Here is a 17,851-nt window from a genome sequence, read left to right as displayed (position 1 = left end):
ACACGACATGATCAGACCCGACCTCAGCCTTCCCATTCCCGAGACGATCACCTCTGCGCACTTCATCGGCATCGGCGGATCCGGCATGAGCGGCCTCGCCCGCATGTTCCTCGATGCCGGCATCCGCGTCTCCGGATCCGACCGCTCGGACAGCGACAATCTGCACGCACTCGCCGCCGCGGGAGCAACCGTCCACGTCGGCCACGACGCCGCGCATCTCGGCGACGCCGACACGGTGATCCACACCGGCGCGATCTGGCCCGAGAACCCGGAGTTCGTCACCGCCAAGGAACGCGGACTGCACGTCATCCACCGCTCGCAGGCGCTGTTCTGGCTGATCGGCGGGCGCCGGCTGGTCTCCGTCGCCGGCGCTCACGGCAAGACATCATCGACCGGGATGCTGGTGACCGCCCTGCACGCACTCGGGGCGGATCCGAACTTCGTCAACGGCGGCGTCATCGAGCAGCTCGGCCTGTCGAGCTCTTCCGGCAGCGATGAGCTCTTCGTCATCGAAGCCGACGAATCCGACGGCACCTTCCTGCTCTACGACACGTCGATCGCGCTGATCACCAACGTCGACCCCGACCACCTGGACTTCTTCGCGTCGGAAGACGCTTTCTACGATGCCTTCGTCACCTTCGGCAACGAGGCGCGAGAAGCCGTGGTGATCTCCTCCGATGACCCCGGCGCGCAGCGGGTGCACGCAGGTCTCACCCACTCGAACATCGTCACATTCGGCGAGGCGGATGACGCCGATCTGCGGATCACGGACATCGGCAGCACCGGCGGAGCCGCGGCGACGCTCATCCGCGGTGACGAGTCGGTGCGGATGCAGCTCGCCGTCCCGGGGGCGCACAATGCGATCAATGCCGCAGGCACGGTCGCAGTGCTCCTGACCCTCGGCTATGCGCTGGTCGATGCGGTGCGCGCGGTCGAAGGCTTCGCCGGTACCGTGCGCCGTCTCGAGCTGCACGGCGAGGAGCGCGGTGTGCACGTCTACGACGACTACTCCCACCATCCGACCGAGGTGCGCGCAGCACTCGAGGCGATGCGCGGGGTGGCCGGCTCCGGTCGCGTCATCGCGATCCAGCAGCCGCACACCTATTCGCGCACCCAGCACATGTATCGCGAATTCGCGGAGGTTCTCGAGCAGTTCGCCGACCACACCGTGATGCTCGACGTCTACGGCGCACGAGAAGATCCTGTGCCTGGCGTGACGGGCGAGCTGGTCAGCGGCGCATTCACCGACCCGGGTCACGTGCACTACGTGCCGGATTGGCAGGAAGCGGCCGACTACACCGCGAAGATCGCCCGTTCGGGCGACTACGTGGTCACGCTCGGCTGCGGCAACGTCTACCAGATGATTCCGCAGGTCCTCGAGTCTCTGCGGCGCACCCCCGAGGCCTGACGTGCGACGCCCGGAACCGCTTCCGGCTCCCGCCGAAGAGCCCGAGCAGATCGTCTCCGATGCGTCGCGGCCGCGGAAGGGACGGTTCGCTGCAGCATCCGAACGCAACCTCTCCGACGATGCCGGACGGGACGACGAGCCGACACAGCAGGCCGCGGACGCCGGCGCCGATTCCATCACCGAAGCGCTCGACGGCGTGCATGTCGAAGCCGCAGACGCTCCCGTGCGCAGCAGTGACGTGTGGCGGGCGGCTCGCGCCCGACGCAAGGCCCTCCGCGCAGAGATCCGTCGTTTCACGCAGCGGTCGCGACGCCGGCGGATCATCGTGTGGGGATCGATCGGTGCGGTGGTCGCGCTCGTGCTCGGCAGCGTCATCGCGGCATACAGCCCGTTGTTCGCCGTGGAGGAGATCACCGTCGCCGGAGCGAAGACCGTCGACGCGGCGACGGTGCAGGAAGCACTCGCCGATCAGCTCGGATCGCCGCTCGCGCTCGTGGACGCGAGCGCGGTGAGATCTGCGCTGATGGAGTTTCCGATGATCGAGTCGTACGCACTCGAAGCGCGCCCGCCGCATGAGCTGCTGGTGCGCATCGTCGAGCGCACGCCGATCGGCGTCATCCGCTCGGATGCCGGTTACACGCTGGTGGATGCCGCCGGAGTGGTGCTGGCCACCACGCCCAAGCAGCCGGAGGGGCAGCCGCGGCTCGCCATCTCCGAGGGCACGGATTCCGGAGCGTTCCGCAGCGCTGGTCTCGTCATCCGCTCTCTTCCTGCTGATCTGCGAGCGAAGATCGTCGAGGTGCGGGCATCGTCCGCTGACGATGTGACGCTGAAGCTCGCGGATGGCAAGAGCATCATCTGGGGCAGTGAGAAGCAGTCGGTCGAGAAGGCCGAAGTGCTCGTCAAACTGATCGCCGCCGTCCCCGAGGGGCGCAGTTTCGATGTCTCGTCGCCGACCGCTGCGGTGGTCCGCTGAGGCTTTCGCACCCGCCGGCGAACGGCATCGGGAAGCGATCGCAACGACACGCCGTGTCGTTGCGCGCGCCAGCGTTGCTTGCGCATACCGTCAATGACAAGAACGCAATACCGGGAAATATTTTAACCCTCTGCTAGAGGTTTAAGGTTTACCCCTCGTCAGGCTCGAATAACGGAGGCCGGCCATGAGCCAGAACCAGAACTACCTCGCCGTGATCAAGGTCGTCGGCGTCGGCGGTGGCGGCGTCAACGCCGTGAACCGCATGATCGATCTCGGGCTCCGCGGAGTCGAGTTCATCGCTGTCAACACCGACGCGCAGGCGCTGCTGATGAGCGACGCCGACGTCAAGCTCGACGTGGGGCGGGAACTGACGCGCGGTCTCGGCGCCGGAGCTGACCCCGAGGTCGGCCGCCGCGCTGCCGAAGATCACGCGGAGGAGATCGAGCAGGCGCTCACCGGAGCGGATATGGTCTTCGTCACCGCGGGTGAAGGCGGCGGCACGGGTACCGGCGGTGCTCCGGTCGTTGCGCGGATCGCCAAATCGATCGGCGCCCTCACCATCGGTGTGGTCACGAAGCCGTTCTCCTTCGAGGGGCGCCGTCGTCAGAGCCAGGCGGAGGCCGGCGTCGCGAAGCTGAAGGAAGAGGTCGACACCCTCATCGTCGTGCCGAACGACCGTCTGCTGGAGATCAGCGACCGCGGCATCTCGATGATCGAGGCCTTCGCCACCGCCGACCAGGTGCTGCTCGCCGGTGTGCAGGGCATCACCGACCTCATCACGACCCCGGGGCTCATCAACCTCGACTTCGCGGACGTGAAGTCGGTCATGCAGGGTGCCGGTTCCGCGCTGATGGGCATCGGCTCGGCGCGCGGCGCCGACCGTGCGATCAAGGCGGCCGAGCTCGCTGTCGAGTCGCCGCTGCTCGAAGCATCGATCGAGGGCGCGCACGGTGTGCTGCTGTCGATCCAGGGCGGCTCCAACCTCGGCATCTTCGAGATTCACGATGCCGCTGACCTGGTCAAGGAGGCAGCGCACCCGGAGGCGAACATCATCTTCGGTACCGTCATCGACGACACCCTCGGCGACGAGGTGCGCGTCACCGTCATCGCCGCGGGGTTCGACGGTGGTGAGCCCACTACACGACTGGAGCCGATGGTGGTGGAGCGCCCGGCGGCGAACCCGCTGCCCGAGGTGCGCGTCGATGAGCAGGAGCCTGCTGTCGAGGTGCCGGTGGAGCCGGCCAGGCCCACGGCATCCAGCATCGAGCCCGCGTTCGACGATGACGACATCGACGTTCCCGAGTTCCTGAAGTGACTCTGGCTGCGCGGCTGTCGGCGATCGATGAGAAGATCGCCGATTCCGCGCGCCAGGCGGGTCGCACCCCCGAGGAGATCACCCGGATCGTGGTGACGAAGTTCCACCCGGCGCAGCTGGTTCGAGATCTGCACGCACTCGGAGTGCGCGACGTCGGCGAGAATCGGCAGCAGGAGCTGACGGCGAAGCGCGCTGAGGCCTGGGACCTCGATACGCGCTGGCACTTCGTCGGCCAGGCGCAGACCAACAAAGCCGCAGCCATCCGCCGTGCGGCCGAGGCGGTGCACTCGGTAGATCGCATGCGGCTCGCTGATGCACTGCATCGCGCAGCCGAGCACGACGTCCTGGACGTTCTCGTGCAGGTCAATCTCACTCAGGATGCCGGACGCGGCGGAACGGCACTCAGCGACGCCGAGGAGCTGGCTGAGCACGTGCTCAGCCTGGACTCTCTGCGGCTGCGAGGCGTCATGGCCGTCGCGCCATTGGACGAAGAGCCCGCAGCAGCCTTCGCGCGGCTGCGGACCGTTGCCGATGGCATCCGCCGTCTCGCACCGGAGGCGACCTGGATCTCTGCGGGGATGACCGGCGACTTCACCGAGGCGATCGCCGCAGACGCGACACACCTGCGGATCGGCACCGCAATCACAGGACCCCGCCCCGACCGGGGTTAACCTTTCAACCAGACCAGCCCGCACCGTTCGAACCGGAGGACACGATGGGTAACCCACTGAAGAAGACCATGGTGTATCTCGGCCTCGCCGACGAGGAAGAGGCCTACGACGAGGACACCGTGCAGACGCCCGTGCGCGCATCGCGCGAACGGGACCGTGAGCGCGATGAGCCTGCGCCCGCGCCGGTGACGCCGCTGCGTCGTCCCACCGCGGTGCGTCAGCCCGCTGCGGGCGCCGTGAACGAGATTCTCACCGTGCACCCCAAGCAGTACCGCGACGCTCAGGTGATCGCCGAGAACTTCCGCGAGGGCGTTCCGGTGATCATCAACCTCTCGCAGATGAGCGATGCCGACGCGCGCCGCCTCATCGACTTCGCAAGCGGTCTCTCGCTGGGGCTGTACGGCCGCATCGAGCGGGTCACGAGCAAGGTGTTCCTGCTGTCGCCCGAGAACATCGCCGTGTCCGGGCAGGGTGGTATCGCGCAGGCGGAATCCGCCTCGTTCGATCACTCCTGACCCGTGGGGTCTGCGGTTCTCAGCATCGTCGGCGGCATCGCCGAACTGGTGCTCACGCTGTATGTGCTGGTGCTGATCGCACGGCTTGTGCTGGACTACATTCCGCTGTTCAACCGTGAATGGCGGCCCAAAGGCTTCGGTCTGGTCATCGCGGAGTTCATCTACGTGATCACCGACCCGCCGATCCGGTTCTTCCGGAAACTCGTGCCGCCGCTGCGGATCGGCACGCTCTCGCTCGATTTCGGGTTCACGCTGACGATGATCTGCGTGCTCATCCTGATGTCGATCGTGCGCGCTCTGACCTGACGCAAAGAGGTGCGCCCGCATCGCATCGCACAGCCGAGGGGGCTATGCTTGGCTCCCAGACGCGCCTCCGGATACGCGTCGAATGAATAACTGCGCCGGCTCTCACCGACTGGCAACCGAACTCATCGAAAGAGGAGCCACCCATGGCACTTACCCCGGATGACGTCGTCCACAAGGAGTTCCAGCACGTCCGCTTCAAGGACGGCTTCGACCCTGAAGAAGTCGACGACTACCTCGACGAGATCGTCGTTGAGTGGCGAAAGACGATCGAAGAGAACAACGAGCTGAAGGCCAAGCTGGCTGCGTTCGAGTCGGGCCAGGGTGCAGAAGCTCCTGAGGCCGCTGCGCCGATCGCCGTGCCTGCCGCGCAGGCTCCTGCCGCTCCTGCGGCCGAGTCCTCGCCGACCGGAACATCTGCCGGCATCATCGAGCTCGCTCAGCGTCTGCATGACGAGCACGTCGCCGAGGGTGAGGCCAAGCGCCAGCAGCTGATCTCCGACGCCGAGACCGAGGTCGCGCGCATTCGCACCGAGGCCGAGGCGAAGCAGCGCGAGGAGTCGGCACGCCTGGAGCGCGAGCGCAACACCCTCGAGGGCCGCATCACCGAGCTGCGCGAGTTCGAGCGCGACTACCGCGGCGAGCTCCGCGCAATGATCGAGGGTCAGCTCCGCGACCTCGACCAGAAGTCGCCGACGGACTCGACGCCCGTCTCCGCCATCGGCCTGTAGGTCACCGTTGGCAGGACGACGTCCTCTTCATCGGTCGGCGGCCGGTGCGATCGTCGCGATTCTCGCGATCGTCGTACTGGCCGCCGATCAGTTTGTGAAGTACCTCACCATCCAGAATCTGCCCATGGGCGAGACCGTTCCGGTGCTGGGGAGGTTTCTTGAACTGATCTATGTGCGCAACCCCGGTGCGGCTTTCTCGCTCGGGTCCGGCGTCACGTGGATCTTCACCATCGCGCTCGCGGTCGTCGCCGGCGTCATCGTCTGGAAATCACTGGGCGTGCGCTCGCGCCTGTGGGCGATCGTGCTCGGCTGCCTCCTCGGCGGGGTGATGGGAAACCTGGGCGATCGGCTTTTCCGGCATCCTGGATTCCCGGTCGGCGAGGTCGTCGACATGATCTCGATGCCGTGGATGATGCCGGCGATCTTCAACGTCGCCGACGTCTTCATCGTCACCGGAATGATCTCGGTCGCGCTGCTCGTCGTGCTCGGTCTGCGGCTGGATGGAACACGTGAGCGCGACCATGCCAAGGACGCGACGACGCCGGATGCTGCGGCCGCGACCGCTGAGCCGTGAGTATGCAGTCCCGCAGTCTGCCCGTCCCCGACGGGCTGGAGGGAACGCGCGTCGATGCCGCATTGGCGAAGATGCTCGGCTTCTCGCGCACGTTTGCCGCTGAGGTCGCCGAATCGGGCGGTGTGACCCTCGACGGCGCTGCACTCGGAAAGTCCGACCGGCTCCAAGCAGGCGGGTGGCTCGAGGTGAGCTGGAAGCCGAAGGAAGAGCCGCGCATCATTCCGATCGCCGTCCCCGACCTCGGCATCGTCTACGACGACGACGACATCGTCGTCGTCGACAAGCCCACAGGCGTCGCGGCGCATCCGTCGCCGGGATGGGAGGGACCGACGGTGGTCGGTGCTCTCGCCGCGGCGGGGTTCCGCATCGCCACCACCGGTGCAGCCGAGCGTCAGGGGGTCGTGCATCGGCTCGACGTCGGCACCAGCGGCCTGATGGTCGTCGCCAAGACCGAATCGGCCTATACGGATCTCAAGCGCGCGTTCAAGGAGCGCACGGTGGAGAAGATCTATCACGCGGTGGTGCAGGGGCATCCCGATCCGCTCGTCGGAACGATCGAGGCGCCGATCGGGCGGCATCCGCACCACAGTTGGAAGTTCGCGGTGACGCCGGATGGCAAGCCCTCGGTGACGCACTACGAGACGCTGGAGGCGTTTCCCGGTGCCTCACTGCTGGAGATCCACCTCGAGACCGGCCGCACGCATCAGATCCGCGTGCACATGGCCGCACATCGGCATCCGTGCGTGGGCGATCCGCTGTACGGCGCCGACCCGACGATGTCGCAGCGGCTGGGACTGACCAGGCAGTGGCTGCAGGCGCATCGGCTGGCGTTCACGCACCCCGCGACCGGCCAGTGGGTGCAATTCGAGTCTCCGTACCCGGAGGATTTCCAGCACGCCCTGGCCGTGCTGCGCGGCGAGTAACCCGCCAGCCGATCCTCGGGTACGCAGCGGGTAGGTGTGGTTCAGCGGGGTGCACGACCGCCGCGGAAGTGCGCGGCGTCGTCCTCCGCGACAGCGAGGGCGATCTTGCGCCGATGCTCGGCGCTGATCTCGCCCATGTCGGCAAGATCGTAGAAGCCCACCTGGGTGAGTTCGCCGTCTGCGGGATGCGGCTCGCCCGATACCCAGGAGCAGCGGAACACGATATCCATGTAGTCGACCTGGTCGCCGTTGACGTGAGTGACGCGCGGCATCCGCTGGACCAGCGCGAGCCGATCGACGGAGACGACGACGCCGGCCTCCTCCAGGCACTCGCGAACGGCGGCATCCGCAGGCTCCTCCCCGGGCTCGACGATGCCGGCGATGGCCTGCCAGGAACCGTTGTCGGCGCGCTTGCCGAGCAGCACCTTCTCGTCGCGGAAGACGATCGCTGTCGCTCCCACCAGGGGCAAGGGGGCATGCCCGATGTGCTCGCGGAGCTGGAGTACGAATTCAGGGGTGGCCATGCTCTGAGCGTACCCGCGCGGGTGGGGAGCCCGACCGTCGGAGACCCCTCGTAGACTCGATGGCATGGCATCCGACTCCTTCGTTCATCTGCATGTCCACAGCGAGTACTCGATGCTGGACGGTGCCGCGAAGATCGCGTCGATGACCCAGGCTGCCGCCGACTACGGGATGCCGGCGATCGCCGTGACCGACCACGGCAACACCTTCGCCGCTTTCGAGTTCTACAACGCGGCCAAGGCCGCCGGCATCAAGCCGATCATCGGGCTCGAAGCCTATGTGACGCCAGGCACGCACCGCTCCGATAGGTCTCGTGTGGCCTGGGGATCGCCGGATCAGAAGAGCGACGACGTCTCGGGCTCTGGGGCCTATACGCACACCACGCTGTGGGCTGAGAACACCGCCGGCATGCACAACCTGTTCCGGCTCAGCTCGCTCTCCAGCATCGAGGGCTACTACTTCAAACCGCGCATGGACCGCGAGCTGCTGCAGACCTATGGCAAGGGTCTGATCGCCACCACCGGCTGCCCGTCTGGTGAGATCCAGACGCGACTGCGTCTGGGGCAGTACGACGCCGCGCGGGCTGCTGCTGCAGAGTTCCAGGACATCTATGGCAAAGACAACTACTTCGTCGAGATCATGGACCATGGTCTGGAGATCGAGCGTCGCGTCATCACCGATCTGCTGCGCATCTCGAAAGATCTGAACATCCCGCTGGTCGCGACCAATGACTCGCACTACACGCACCAGCATGAGGCGGATGCCCATGAGGCTCTGCTGTGCGTGCAGTCCGGATCGACGATGGACGACCCGAACCGGTTCAGGTTCAACGGAGACGGCTACTACGTCAAGACCGCGCAGGAGATGCGCCAGATGTTCCGGGATCACCCTGAGGCGTGCGACAACACGCTGCTGATCGCCGAGCGCTGCAACGTCGAGTTCGACACTTCGGCCAACTACATGCCGCGCTTTCCCGTGCCCGACGGCGAGACCGAGGACAGCTGGCTCGTCAAGGAGGTCGAGCAGGGGCTGCACTACCGCTATCCGAACGGCATCCCGGACAAGGTCCGCAAGCAGGCCGAGTACGAGACCGGCATCATCCTGCAGATGGGCTTTCCCGGATACTTCCTCGTGGTCGCCGACTTCATCAACTGGGCCAAGGACAACGGCATCCGCGTGGGGCCGGGGCGCGGATCGGGCGCGGGCTCCATGGTCGCCTATGCGATGAGGATCACCGATCTCGACCCCCTCGAGCACGGTCTCATCTTCGAGCGGTTCCTGAACCCGGATCGCGTCTCGATGCCCGACTTCGACGTCGACTTCGATGATCGGCGCCGCGGCGAAGTGATCGACTATGTCACCGAGAAGTACGGCTCCGAGCGCGTCGCGCAGATCGTCACCTACGGCACCATCAAATCGAAGCAGGCGCTGAAAGACGCCAGCCGGGTACTGGGCTTCCCCTTCAGCATGGGCGACCGCCTCACCAAGGCGATGCCGCCGCCGGTCATGGGCAAGGACATGCCGCTCAGCGGAATGTACGACAAGGAGCACGGCCGCTACAAGGAGGCGAGCGAGTTCCGCGCGCTGATCGACACGGATCCCGAGGCGAAGACCGTCTTTGACCGTGCCATCGGACTCGAGGGACTGAAGCGCCAGTGGGGTGTGCACGCCGCAGGTGTGATCATGTCGTCCGACCCGCTGCTCGACATCATCCCGATCATGAAGCGCGAGCAGGACGGTCAGATCGTCACGCAGTTCGACTATCCCTCCTGCGAGTCTCTCGGCCTGATCAAGATGGACTTCCTGGGGCTCCGCAACCTCACGATCATCTCGGATGCGCTGGACAACATCCGCACGAACCGAGGTGAAGAGGTCGACCTCGAACACCTCGAACTCGACGACCGGCCCGCCTACGACCTGCTCACCCGCGGTGATTCGCTGGGCGTGTTCCAGCTGGACGGCGGCCCGATGCGGTCGCTGATGCGACTGATGAAGCCGGACAACTTCGGTGACATCTCCGCGCTCATCGCGCTGTATCGGCCGGGGCCGATGGGTGCCAATTCGCACATCAACTATGCGCTGCGCAAGAACGGCCAGCAGCCGATCACCCCGATCCACCCCGAGTTCACCGAGTCGCTGGCCGAGATCCTCGAAGAGTCCTACGGTCTGATCATCTACCAGGAGCAGGTGATGGCCATCGCGCAGCGCGTGGCCGGCTTCTCGCTCGGACAAGCAGACATCCTCCGACGCGCGATGGGCAAGAAGAAGAAGTCCGAACTCGACAAGCAGTACGAGGGCTTTCATTCGGGGATGCAGGCCAACGGCTATTCGGATGCCGCGGTGCAGGCGCTGTGGGAGATTCTGCTGCCGTTCTCGGACTACGCGTTCAACAAGGCGCACTCCGCGGCGTACGGGATGGTCTCGTACTGGACCGCGTATCTGAAGGCGCACTATCCGGCCGAGTACATGGCCGCACTGCTCACCAGTGTCAGCGATTCCAAGGACAAGATGGCACTGTATCTGAACGAGTGCCGTCGGATGGGCATCAAGGTGCTTCCGCCTGACGTCTCCGAATCGATCAACTATTTCGCCGCCGTCGGAGAAGACATCCGCTTCGGGCTCGGTGCGGTGCGAAACGTCGGCAGCAACGTCGTCGACGGGATCATCGCGTCGCGCGAGGGCGAGACGTTCTCCTCCTTCCATGATTTCCTCGGCCGGGTGCCGCTGCATGTCGCCAACAAGCGCACCGTCGAATCGCTCATCAAGGCGGGGGCCTTCGACACGATGGGCGATAGCAGGCGTGCGCTGATGGAGATCCATGAGGATGCCACCGAGGCTGCCGTCGACCGCAAGCGAAACGAAGCCCAGGGCGCGATCGGGTTTGATTTCGACAGCCTCTACGACGGAACCGAAGAGGCACCGCCAGCGAAGGTGCCCGAGCGGCCGGAGTGGACGAAGAAGGACAAGCTCGCCTTCGAGCGCGAGATGCTCGGGCTCTACGTCTCTGACCATCCGCTGGCGGGGCTGGAAGTGCCGCTGGCCAAGCACGCGACGATCTCGATCAACGGCCTGCTGACCTCCGAAGAACTGCAGGACGGCGATCAGGTGACGGTGGCCGGCCTCGTCACGAGCGTCCAGCATCGGGTCGCGAAAGCCAGTGGAAACCCGTACGGCATGATCACCGTCGAAGACTTCAACGGCGAGGTCACTGTCATGTTCATGGGCAAGACCTACACCGAGTTCCAGCACACGCTGCAGCAGGACGCAATCCTCGCAGTGCGCGGACGCGTATCGCGCCGCGACGACGGACTGAACCTGCATGCGCAGTCGGCATTCGCCCCGGATGTCGGATCGTTCGACGAGTCCGGCCCCCTGTCGCTGCTCGTCGCCGAACAGCGTGCGACGGAGCGCACCATGAACGACCTGGCTGAGGTGCTGCGGCGCCACGCGGGGGAGACCGAGGTGCTGCTGCGGGTGCATCGGGCCGGCACGGCGAAAGTCTTCGAAGTGCCGATGCCGGTGAGAGTGTCCGCCGACCTGTTCGGCGATCTGAAGTCGCTTCTCGGGCCTGCCTGCCTGGGGTAATCGGCACGTCGCGTTTCGCACAGCGGGGTAATATCGGGACGCGTCGCACGGCACGCACGCGGCGACGGAAGGAGAGCACACGCAATGAGCATCGACAGCCCAATGCGCGAGGAGCCCGACGAGTTCTTCACCGATCCCGAGAGCGAAGCGGTGCTCTACGAAGAGCAGGTCGCGCCGGAATACGGCGTGCTCGGATTCACCGTGCGCGAGCTCGTGATCATCGGTGCATGGCTGGTCGCGTTCGTCGTCTCCTTCCTGCCTGTGGTCACCCGTGGCGGCACGGTGTGGACCAGCGGCATCAGCTGGCTGCTGACCATCGGCGTTCCGACTCTGGCCGTCTTCCTGATCGTGCTGCGCAGATTCTCGCCCGACGGCATCCGCCGGGTCGGGTCGCTGGGGATCGACCAGTTCGCCTCGGTCGCAGCATCCGTCGCCGCGATCGCCTGGGCGCAGTTGCTCTGGGGCCAGATCTCGGCCTCCCTCGCCACCGGTGCGTTCCTGGTGGGATGGGTGACGATAATCGCCCAGGTCGCCACGCTGGTGCTGGTCGCATCGACGGTGGCCGCCCCGCTGATCCCGCGTCTGCGCGAAGACTTCCATGGCCGGATGGAGACGCTTGCGCACCGCAATGCGAACCCGGTGCGGCCCGTGATCGCACGACCCAAGCCCGCCCCGGTCGGAAAGTTCGTTGCTGCGGATCCCGCGGATCCCGCGGACGACGCAGACCTCGCGGATGAATCGGCAATCGACGACCGCGACGCCGATGACTGGGCTGCGGATGACCGTGGCGGGAATGACCGTGACACTGATGCCCGGGATGCCGACGACCCGGCTGCGAATGACCGTGGCGAAAATGACCTCGCCGCGGATGGTGCCGGTGACAGCTCCGACTTCACGCTCACCGACGTGATCGGCGACCTCCCGTGGTCGCACTCGCCGACAGCACCGCCGGTGGCCCCAGAGCCGTCACCGGACCACTCGGCCGCTCCCGTCGTGGAGTTTGTTCCAGCCGCCGAGGATTCGACTTCCGTGCGCACATCCGCTGACATCCCCGCTGAGCACGTCCTGGCGCCGGTGTTTCCCGAGGCCACCGAACCCGAGCCGTTCTGGGTGCTTGCCGCAAGCGAACGCGAGGTCTTCGACGAGCGCGGCCAGCCGCTGTTCCGCATCGGGCCGAGCGCATGGACGCTCGTGATCGAAGACCGCGGCGGCGCGTATGTGGTGCGCCATGATGATGGTCGCATCGGCTATCTCCACGACATCTCCGATATGACGAAGGGCTGAGTGCGTGCGCACCATCGATCTCCGCGGGCAGAGCCTTGCACCCGCCGACATGCTCGCCGCTGTGCCTCGAGCGGCTCAGGCCCGAGCGGAAGCGCTTGAAGCCGCAGTGCGCATCGTGGATGCGGTGCGAACCGATGGCGAGGCGGCGCTGCGTGACCAGGCAGAGCGATTCGACCACGTCAGCGGACACGCGATACGGGTGCCGGCCGCGCACATCGCCGAAGCGGCAGACGCGGTCGACCCGGCTGTGCGCGCCGCACTCGAAGAGGCGATCGCCCGCGTGCGTCAGGGTTCTGCGGCGCAGGTGCCCACCGGTCGCACCACACAGATCGGCCCGGGCGCTCGCATCACGCAGCGCTGGCAGCCGGTCGCCCGCGCCGGCGTCTATATTCCGGGCGGCAAGGCGCCGCTCTCATCGAGCGTGGTGATGAACGTCGTCCCGGCACAGGTCGCCGGTGTCACGAACATCGCTCTCGCCTCTCCTCCGCAAGCCGACCACGATGGCCGCATCCACCCGACGATCCTCGCCGCCGCCTCTCTGCTCGGCATCGACGAGGTCTACGCGATGGGCGGTGCCGGGGCCATCGGCGCCCTCGCCTACGGAGTCCCCGCCCTCGCCCTCGACCCGGTGGATGTCGTCTCGGGACCCGGGAACAACTACGTCGCCTCGGCAAAGCGGGCCGTTGCCGGGGTCGTCGGCACAGACTCTGAAGCCGGCGCAACCGAGATTCTCGTCGTCGCGGATGCCGCAGCCGACCCCCGCTTGATCGCGGCCGACCTGATCAGCCAGGCCGAACACGATGAACAGGCTTCTGCGGTGCTCGTCACCGACTCCGCAGAGCTTGCAGAGAGGGTCGCCTCCGAGGTGGCCGCTCTCGCAGCATCCGCCGTGCACACCGATCGGGTGGCGGCAGCCCTCGACGGTCCGCAGTCTGCGATCATCCTGGTCGACGACCGTGCGATGGCAGAGGCGTTCAGTAACGCCTATGCGCCCGAGCACCTGGAACTGCACCTTGCTGACGCGGCCGATGCCGCCGAGCACTTCACCAGTGCCGGGGCCATCTTCGTGGGAGATCAGACACCGGTCAGCCTCGGCGACTACATGGCCGGCAGCAACCATGTGCTCCCGACCGGCGGACAGGCGCGCTATGCGGCGGGCCTCGGTGCGTACACCTTCCTGCGCGCGCAGCAGATCATCGAGTACGACCACGCCGCGCTCGAACGGGTGCGAGCGGGAGTGATCGCACTGGCGAATGCCGAGGTGCTGCCGGCGCACGGCGATGCGGTCGAGGCGCGCTTCGTCGAGGCTCCCAGGTCACTCTGAACCGAGCGGGTACGCTGAGGGATCATGCATTGCCCTTTCTGCCGGCATCCGGACTCCCGCGTCATCGACTCGCGCACCAGCGACGACGGTCTGTCGATCCGTCGCAGACGGCAGTGTCCGGAGTGCGGCGGGCGCTTCTCGACCACCGAGACGGCAAGCCTGATGGTCATCAAGCGATCGGGCGTGCTCGAGTCGTTCAGCCGCGAGAAGGTCATCTCGGGCGTGCGCAAGGCATGCCAGGGCCGGCCCGTGACCGAGGCTGACCTCGCCGTGCTCGCACAGAAGGTCGAAGAGGTGATTCGCCAGACCGGCGTCTCGCAGCTCGACACGAACGAGATCGGGCTCGCGATTCTCGGACCGCTGCGCGAACTGGATGAAGTGGCCTTCCTGCGATTCGCCAGCGTCTACCAGGAGTTCGATTCCCTCGAGGACTTCGAGCGCGCCATCGGAGACCTGCGCGCCGATCACACCGCATCGGCGGAGAATCACCCGGACGCGGTCAAGGCGGATTCAGCCGACGGGTAATCTGACAGTGATGTATTCACTGCTCTTTCGCCACGTCCTCACGCGCTTCGATCCCGAATTCGCGCACCACGCCGCTATGGCGGTCATTCGCGTGCTCGGTCTGCGGCCGTTCTCATGGGCGACACGCGCCCTCACCGCCCCAGATGCCACACAGCAGGTGCACGCGCTGGGGCTGACCTTCCCGTCGGCGTTCGGCGTCGCCGCGGGCTTCGACAAGAACGCGATCGGCGTGCGCGGGCTCGACGCGCTCGGCTTCGGCCACGTCGAGATCGGCACGGTCACCGCGATCGCGCAGGACGGCAATGCGAAGCCGAGGCTGTTCCGTCTGGTGCCCGACCGTGCGGTCATCAACCGGATGGGCTTCAACAACGAAGGCGCACAGGCGGCAGCACGGCGGCTCAGGGCGCTGCGCCGCCGTGCACCGCGAGCGGTCATCGGCGTCAACATCGGCAAGAGTCGCGTGGTCGCAGTCGAAGATGCGAACGCCGACTATGTGGCATCCGCCACCGTGCTCGCGCCGCTCGCGGACTATCTCGCCGTGAATGTCTCGTCGCCCAACACACCCGGTCTGCGCGGCCTCCAGGCGGTGGAGACGCTGGCTCCGCTGCTGCGCGAGGTGAAAGACGCCGCTGGCGCTACGCCTCTGCTGGTGAAGATCGCCCCCGACCTGCCCGACGACGAGATCGCCGGCATCGCTCGCCTCGCGGTCGAGGAGGGTCTCGCAGGCATCATCGCGCACAACACGACGATCTCGCGGGACGGGCTGCAGACGGACTCTTCGGTGGTCGAATCTGCGGGTGCGGGCGGGCTTTCCGGCGCACCGCTCAAAGAGCGCTCGCTGGAGGTTCTGGCGGTTGTGAAAGCATCCGTCCCCGCTGACTTCTGCGTCATCGCTGTCGGCGGCGTCGAGACCGCAGAGGATGTGCAGAAACGACTGGATGCCGGTGCCACGCTCGTGCAGGGGTACACCGGATTCCTCTACCGCGGTCCGCTCTGGGCGCGGCAGATCAACCGCGGCCTGCGTCGGCGCTGATTCCGGCGCAGCACGGAAAGCTGGTAGGTGGCCGGCCTGAAGAGGGGCCACGCGCCGCCGAGGCTCAGGGCGGCGCGAAGCGACGGTCTGAGTGCGGCGGCGGGATCAGTCGGGGTACTGTCCGCGCTTGGCCTGCGGCTTCGGCAGACGCATGAACCGCATCTGCAGCGCGCGCATGGCCGCGTACCAGCCGAGGCCCTTCTCGCGACGGTCGGCACCGAACTTCGCGGCGGCCTTCTTCTTCACGCGGATGCTGAGGATCACCATGTCGGTGATCGCGATCAGCATGAACCCCCAGAGTGCAGCCATCGCCCAGAGCTGGATGTTCTGGATCGGCACGAGGTTCAACAGGATGACCAGCAGCATCGCGGCCATCAGCCACTCCGCGACGTGCCACCCCGCGTCGACGTAGTCGCGCACCCACCGGCGCTGAGGGCCCTTGTCGCGGGCGGGAAGGTACTTGTCCTCGCCCTTCTCCATGCCCACCCGCGCTCGCTCGCGGCGCACCTGCAGGTCGGCCTTCGCCGCCGCGCGGGCCTCCTTGGTGTTGGCGACCAGCGGGCGGCGATTCGCGGCTTCGCGCTCGGCGCGCGTCGGTGTCGCGCGTCCCTTGCCCACGGCGGGCGTCTCAGGGGCGTCGTCGTTGGCGGCAGGGGTGGGATTGGGCACGTTCAACCTCAGTTCACATTCGGATTCACCTTAAGATTACTCGCATGACTACAACAGCATCGCCGGATCCCTCCCCGTTCGAGCCCGCAGTCCTCGAAGCCGTTGCTCTCGGCATCCCTGCCGCCGTGTCTGACATCGGCACGCTGGTGCGCATCCCCGGCATCGCCTGGCCGGCTTTTGACCAGACGCAGTTGGAGCGCAGCGCGGATGCTGTCGCAGACCTGGCTCGTGGAACGGGAGTCTTCGACGAGGTGCGGGTGCTGCGCGCACACATCGACGACACCGAGGAACTCGGCCAGCCCGCAGTGCTCGCCACTCGTGCGGCACGCAACGGTCGGCCCACGATCCTGTTGTACGCGCACCACGACGTGCAGCCTCCAGGAGATGACGAGCTGTGGGAATCACCGCCGTTCGAGCCGACCGTGCGCGGCGGGCGGCTCTACGGCCGTGGCGCCGCCGACGACAAGGCGGGCATCATGGCGCACATCGCTGCGCTGCGCGCCGTCGGCGAGACGCTCGGCGACGAGTTCGACCTGGGTGTTTCACTGTTCATCGAGGGGGAGGAGGAGTACGGCTCCCGCTCTTTCGCGCGATTCCTCCGTGACAACGCTGACGCACTGCGAGCGGATGCCATCGTCGTCGCCGACTCCGGCAACCTCGATTCGCGCACGCCCGGACTGACTGTCTCACTGCGCGGCAACGCGCGCTTCACGCTGAAGGTGCGCACTCTCGCGCACGCATCGCACTCGGGAATGTTCGGCGGTGCAGTGCCGGACGCCATGATGGCGGCCGTCACCCTGCTGTCGACGCTGTGGGACGGGGATGGCGCCGTCGCCGTCGAGGGCATGAGCAGTCGCTCCGGCAGCGGGACGCCGGAGTACAGCGAGGCGACGCTGCGCGATGAGACCGGCCTGCTGGAGACGACGTCGCCGATCGGACGCGATGACATCCTCGGCCGCATCTGGAACAAGCCGTCGATCACGATCACGGGGATCGACGCGACCAGTGTCGCCGAAGCCTCCAACACGCTGCTTCCCGAGGTGAGCGTGGTCATCAGCGCCCGCGTCGCGCCCGGCCAGGATGCTCGCGAGGCGTATGAGGCCATCGAATCCCACCTGCGCGCGCACGCGCCCTTCGGTGCCGAGCTGACGTTCTCCGACGTCGACCTGGGCAACGGCTTCCTCGTCGATACGGCCGGATGGGCCGTGCAGCTGACGCGCAATGCGATGGCAGACGGGTACGGCGTGCCGTCTGTCGACCTCGGTGTCGGCGGTTCCATTCCGTTCATCGCGGATCTCGTGCGCGAGTTCCCCGCCGCCGAGATCCTGGTCACCGGGGTCGAGGACCCGCACTCGCGAGCGCACAGCCCGAATGAGTCGCTGCACTTGGAGACGTTCCGCAACGCGGTGCGCACAGAGGCACTGATGCTCGTCCGGATGAACGCCCGCGACACAGCATCCTGACAACCCGGGCGTCTCTGCGGAAACCAACCC

The 17,851-nt window shown here is 66.6% G+C and carries 17 protein-coding genes; 15 read left to right on the top strand and 2 right to left on the bottom strand.

Going from position 1 to position 17,851, the window contains the following annotated elements; all coding sequences use genetic code 11:
* Positions 1–7 precede the first annotated feature (7 nt).
* From murC to FM104_RS02275, 9 genes are all read left to right on the top strand, one after another.
* Entirely contained in the window at positions 8–1,408 is a 1,401-nt protein-coding gene (murC, locus tag FM104_RS02315; RefSeq protein WP_087129848.1) for a UDP-N-acetylmuramate--L-alanine ligase, read from the top strand.
* A 1-nt stretch (position 1,409) separates the two neighbouring features.
* Entirely contained in the window at positions 1,410–2,384 is a 975-nt protein-coding gene (locus FM104_RS02310; RefSeq protein WP_256971475.1) for an FtsQ-type POTRA domain-containing protein, read from the top strand.
* Positions 2,385–2,568: 184 nt separating this feature from the next.
* Positions 2,569–3,699 carry a cell division protein FtsZ gene (ftsZ, locus tag FM104_RS02305; RefSeq protein WP_087129847.1) on the top strand — a complete coding sequence of 377 codons (1,131 nt, stop codon included), beginning with the start codon at positions 2,569–2,571 and terminating at the stop codon, positions 3,697–3,699.
* Positions 3,696–4,370, top strand: a complete 675-nt coding sequence (locus tag FM104_RS02300; protein WP_087129846.1) for a YggS family pyridoxal phosphate-dependent enzyme — start codon at positions 3,696–3,698, stop codon at positions 4,368–4,370. The genes ftsZ and FM104_RS02300 overlap by 4 nt, the downstream gene beginning before the upstream one ends.
* A 44-nt stretch (positions 4,371–4,414) precedes the next feature.
* A complete protein-coding gene (locus FM104_RS02295) occupies positions 4,415–4,885 on the top strand; it encodes a cell division protein SepF (RefSeq protein WP_087129845.1) in 471 nt (156 codons plus the stop codon).
* Positions 4,886–4,888: 3 nt separating this feature from the next.
* Positions 4,889–5,191: a YggT family protein gene (locus tag FM104_RS02290; protein ID WP_087129844.1), complete on the top strand. Its 303-nt coding sequence runs from the start codon at positions 4,889–4,891 to the stop codon at positions 5,189–5,191.
* A 143-nt stretch (positions 5,192–5,334) separates the two neighbouring features.
* Positions 5,335–5,919 carry a DivIVA domain-containing protein gene (locus tag FM104_RS02285; protein ID WP_087129843.1) on the top strand — a complete coding sequence of 195 codons (585 nt, stop codon included), beginning with the start codon at positions 5,335–5,337 and terminating at the stop codon, positions 5,917–5,919.
* Between the two features lie 7 nt (positions 5,920–5,926).
* Complete coding sequence (gene lspA / locus FM104_RS02280; protein ID WP_087129842.1) at positions 5,927–6,493, top strand: signal peptidase II; 567 nt, start codon at positions 5,927–5,929, stop codon at positions 6,491–6,493.
* 2 nt (positions 6,494–6,495) lie between these two features.
* Positions 6,496–7,416, top strand: a complete 921-nt coding sequence (locus tag FM104_RS02275; RefSeq protein WP_087129841.1) for an RluA family pseudouridine synthase — start codon at positions 6,496–6,498, stop codon at positions 7,414–7,416.
* Between the two features lie 41 nt (positions 7,417–7,457).
* Here FM104_RS02275 and FM104_RS02270 read toward each other — a convergent pair whose 3' ends face one another.
* Positions 7,458–7,940: an NUDIX hydrolase gene (locus FM104_RS02270; protein ID WP_087129840.1), complete on the bottom strand. Its 483-nt coding sequence runs from the start codon at positions 7,938–7,940 to the stop codon at positions 7,458–7,460.
* Positions 7,941–8,004: 64 nt separating this feature from the next.
* Here FM104_RS02270 and dnaE point away from each other — a divergent pair, with 64 nt between their 5' ends.
* The 5 genes from dnaE (at position 8,005) to FM104_RS02245 (ending at position 15,689) form a co-directional block, all read left to right on the top strand.
* Positions 8,005–11,523 (top strand): DNA polymerase III subunit alpha, encoded by a 3,519-nt coding sequence (dnaE, locus tag FM104_RS02265; RefSeq protein WP_087129839.1) that lies wholly within the window; start codon positions 8,005–8,007, stop codon positions 11,521–11,523.
* Positions 11,524–11,607: 84 nt separating this feature from the next.
* Positions 11,608–12,807 carry a hypothetical protein gene (locus tag FM104_RS02260; RefSeq protein WP_087129838.1) on the top strand — a complete coding sequence of 400 codons (1,200 nt, stop codon included), beginning with the start codon at positions 11,608–11,610 and terminating at the stop codon, positions 12,805–12,807.
* Between the two features lie 4 nt (positions 12,808–12,811).
* The gene (gene hisD, locus FM104_RS02255) at positions 12,812–14,131 is read left to right on the top strand and encodes a histidinol dehydrogenase (protein ID WP_087129837.1); all 1,320 of its coding nucleotides are present in this window, start codon (positions 12,812–12,814) and stop codon (positions 14,129–14,131) included.
* A 24-nt stretch (positions 14,132–14,155) separates the two neighbouring features.
* Complete coding sequence (gene nrdR / locus FM104_RS02250; protein WP_087129836.1) at positions 14,156–14,656, top strand: transcriptional regulator NrdR; 501 nt, start codon at positions 14,156–14,158, stop codon at positions 14,654–14,656.
* A gap of 10 nt (positions 14,657–14,666) precedes the next feature.
* A complete protein-coding gene (locus FM104_RS02245; protein WP_087129835.1) occupies positions 14,667–15,689 on the top strand; it encodes a quinone-dependent dihydroorotate dehydrogenase in 1,023 nt (340 codons plus the stop codon).
* Between the two features lie 105 nt (positions 15,690–15,794).
* Here FM104_RS02245 and FM104_RS02240 read toward each other — a convergent pair whose 3' ends face one another.
* Positions 15,795–16,358: a DUF3043 domain-containing protein gene (locus FM104_RS02240; RefSeq protein ID WP_087129890.1), complete on the bottom strand. Its 564-nt coding sequence runs from the start codon at positions 16,356–16,358 to the stop codon at positions 15,795–15,797.
* 44 nt (positions 16,359–16,402) lie between these two features.
* Here FM104_RS02240 and FM104_RS02235 point away from each other — a divergent pair, with 44 nt between their 5' ends.
* Complete coding sequence (locus FM104_RS02235; RefSeq protein WP_087129834.1) at positions 16,403–17,821, top strand: dipeptidase; 1,419 nt, start codon at positions 16,403–16,405, stop codon at positions 17,819–17,821.
* Positions 17,822–17,851: the final 30 nt, after the last annotated feature.

Origin of the sequence: Microbacterium esteraromaticum (assembly GCF_900163815.1) — a bacterium.
Taxonomy (GTDB): domain Bacteria; phylum Actinomycetota; class Actinomycetes; order Actinomycetales; family Microbacteriaceae; genus Microbacterium; species Microbacterium esteraromaticum_B.
The sequence above is the reverse complement of the archived record's forward strand: the minus strand, read 5'-3'. Positions and strand labels throughout refer to the sequence as shown.

Coding starts and splice junctions, on each gene's coding strand:
- FM104_RS02260 (WP_087129838.1), top strand. CDS start 11,608: ATGAGCATCGACAGCCCAATGCGCGAGGAGCCCGACGAGTTCTTCACC.
- FM104_RS02235 (WP_087129834.1), top strand. CDS start 16,403: ATGACTACAACAGCATCGCCGGATCCCTCCCCGTTCGAGCCCGCAGTC.
- nrdR (WP_087129836.1), top strand. CDS start 14,156: ATGCATTGCCCTTTCTGCCGGCATCCGGACTCCCGCGTCATCGACTCG.
- FM104_RS02270 (WP_087129840.1), bottom strand. CDS start 7,940: ATGGCCACCCCTGAATTCGTACTCCAGCTCCGCGAGCACATCGGGCAT.
- ftsZ (WP_087129847.1), top strand. CDS start 2,569: ATGAGCCAGAACCAGAACTACCTCGCCGTGATCAAGGTCGTCGGCGTC.
- dnaE (WP_087129839.1), top strand. CDS start 8,005: ATGGCATCCGACTCCTTCGTTCATCTGCATGTCCACAGCGAGTACTCG.
- FM104_RS02245 (WP_087129835.1), top strand. CDS start 14,667: ATGTATTCACTGCTCTTTCGCCACGTCCTCACGCGCTTCGATCCCGAA.
- FM104_RS02285 (WP_087129843.1), top strand. CDS start 5,335: ATGGCACTTACCCCGGATGACGTCGTCCACAAGGAGTTCCAGCACGTC.
- murC (WP_087129848.1), top strand. CDS start 8: ATGATCAGACCCGACCTCAGCCTTCCCATTCCCGAGACGATCACCTCT.
- FM104_RS02275 (WP_087129841.1), top strand. CDS start 6,496: ATGCAGTCCCGCAGTCTGCCCGTCCCCGACGGGCTGGAGGGAACGCGC.
- FM104_RS02295 (WP_087129845.1), top strand. CDS start 4,415: ATGGGTAACCCACTGAAGAAGACCATGGTGTATCTCGGCCTCGCCGAC.